Below are 2,323 nucleotides of genomic sequence, written 5' to 3' on the forward strand. Positions count from 1 at the left end.
TTCCTTTTAAGAAGGACTAAAGTCCTCACTACCAACCTAATTGTTTGTAGTCAGGACTTCAGTCCTCTTCCTTTTAAGAAGGACTAAAGTCCTCACTACGAACCTTTAATCTTGATTTAGGCGGACATGATATAATTTGTGTGTACATCTAGAATTATCGCTATTTCTACCCATAGCAACAATTATTGAAGAATTAAGTTAACAGTTATCCGCAACCACAACTAATGCAGCTTCTTCAAATTACCACATTTCAAGCTTTGCAGCGCAGCCTGGGCCTGATAATCAAAGCCGCACCACTAGAACTCCGCAATTTAATCATACTCAACATCATTCGCGGTGCAGCCCCATCTGGCGTCCTATTTTTAGATAAATTAATCATTGATGAAGTATCTCGGTTGCTGTCGCAAACCCGAACAGCACAGCCCTTAGCTTTGATGCTTTCCCACCCAATCTTGCTGTGGAGTATTGTCGGAGTCTTAACTCTCAAGTTAGTCAGCGATTCTATCGAAACCATGAGTAGTTTTGCAGCAACATCTTTGCGCGATAGAGTTCAAGGCGGAGTTGAAGGAAAAGTTCTCGAAAAAGTCGCCAATTTCGACGATATCGCCCTCTTTGAAAATCCGGAACTATTAAATATATTAGAACTTGCAAAAACCGGAGTAAAACAAGTACAGCAATTAGCATTCACCATCAGCATGACAATCACGGGAATTTGTATCTTCATTCCCTCGATCGGCCTGGCTGCATCAATAGCTTGGTGGGTTCCCGTGGCGATCGTGGTTTCATCACTACCCTCAATTCACATTGAAAGAAAATATCTCAAAATTATCTGGAGAGTTCAAAAAAAACAAGCTAAAATCACTCGCGAGATGAACTTATCCGCTACGGTGTTGACCGGCGAAGAATATGCTAAAGAATTGCGTTTGTTTGGGTTGCAGGAACTTTGGCTCAAACGCTGGCAGGGTCAGTTTTTGCAGTTTTTTAGCGAGATGCAGCAAGTGCGAAAAAAAGGAGCAATTGTTGTACTTTTGTGGTCGATATTTAGTAGAATCGGTGTAGCCTTGCCCTTTGTTTATGTGGTCGTGGGAGCTTTGGGAGGGCGCTATACTTTGGGAGATTTGGCGCTGTATTCTGGTTTGATTGTCCAAGTAGAGACGAGTTTGCAATTACTGATTGGGAATTACACTAATTTGTACGATATTTCCCTCGGCGTCAGTCCGATTTTTCAACTTTTGGATCTCAAACCCGAGTTGCAGTCTCCGCTGGTGAATGTGGCGTCTCGCTTGCCTAGTTTAGAAGATTACGGGCAAGATGCCCGTGCCACAAATCAAGTATCAGATGGCGGGCAAGATGCCCGCCCCACAACAGATAAAATTGGTATCGAAATTAAGGATTTATCTTTTTGCTATCCCGGTAGCACTAAAAGCACCGTTGAAGATATCAATTTAACGGTTAATCCGGGTGAAATGCTAGTGCTAGTGGGTGAAAATGGTGCGGGTAAAACCACCCTTGGCAAACTCCTCGGCAGACTGTACGATCCAACTGAAGGTACGATCGCCTGGAACGGTCAAGATTTGCGATCGTACCCTCTAGCATACGTGCGATCGCGCATCGCGTATGTCATGCAAGATTACGCCCGTTTCCCCTCGACTGTGCGAGAAAACGTCGGTTTCGGCGACTTGCTTTCCCTGTCAGATGACACCGCCATTAACGAAGCTATTTCGGAAGCAGGAATTGCCGCTAAAGTCAACAGTTTAGAGAAAGGTTTAGAGACACCCTTGGGGAAACAATTAGAAGACGGCATCGACTTATCGGGGGGACAGTGGCAAAGAATTGCGATCGCCCGCGCCTTAATGCGGCTTTCTACAGCCGAAGTCCTAATTTTTGACGAACCAACCGCCGCCCTCGACCCCAAGACAGAACACGAAATTTACAGCATCTTCCGCCAAATTGCCGCCGGGAAAACAACCATAGTCATCAGCCACAGGTTGGGATTGGCCAAAATTGCCGATCGCATCGCCGTGATGGAAAATGGTAAAATAGTAGAAATAGGAACTCACGACGAATTGATAGCATCAAACGGAATTTACTGTTCCATGTTCACCCGCCAAGCCAGCAGTTACATTTAGAGTTAAATAAACAGAATTCCCGTAGGGGCGGGTTCACAAACCATATCTAACTCTCACCAACAATCTTGATAAACCCGCCCCCACCCAATCACTGCGGCGAGAAACCGGGTTTCTGCGACAATTTCGGTTGAGTACGAAAAATATCGGCAGAAACCCGGTTTCTGGGATTAGGTGAGTGGCGAGAAACCGGGTTT

1 protein-coding gene is annotated in these 2,323 nt (G+C 45.2%); it reads left to right on the forward strand.

Annotation, left to right across the window (positions count from 1 at the left end; translation table 11 throughout):
• Positions 1-224: 224 nt before the first annotated feature.
• On the forward strand, positions 225-2,129 hold the full coding sequence (locus JGK39_RS26020; protein WP_293262708.1) for an ABC transporter ATP-binding protein: 1,905 nt from the start codon (positions 225-227) through the stop codon (positions 2,127-2,129).
• Positions 2,130-2,323: the final 194 nt, after the last annotated feature.

This window comes from Microcoleus sp. PH2017_12_PCY_D_A (genome assembly GCF_020738565.1).
Taxonomy (GTDB): Bacteria; Cyanobacteriota; Cyanobacteriia; order Cyanobacteriales; family Microcoleaceae; genus Microcoleus.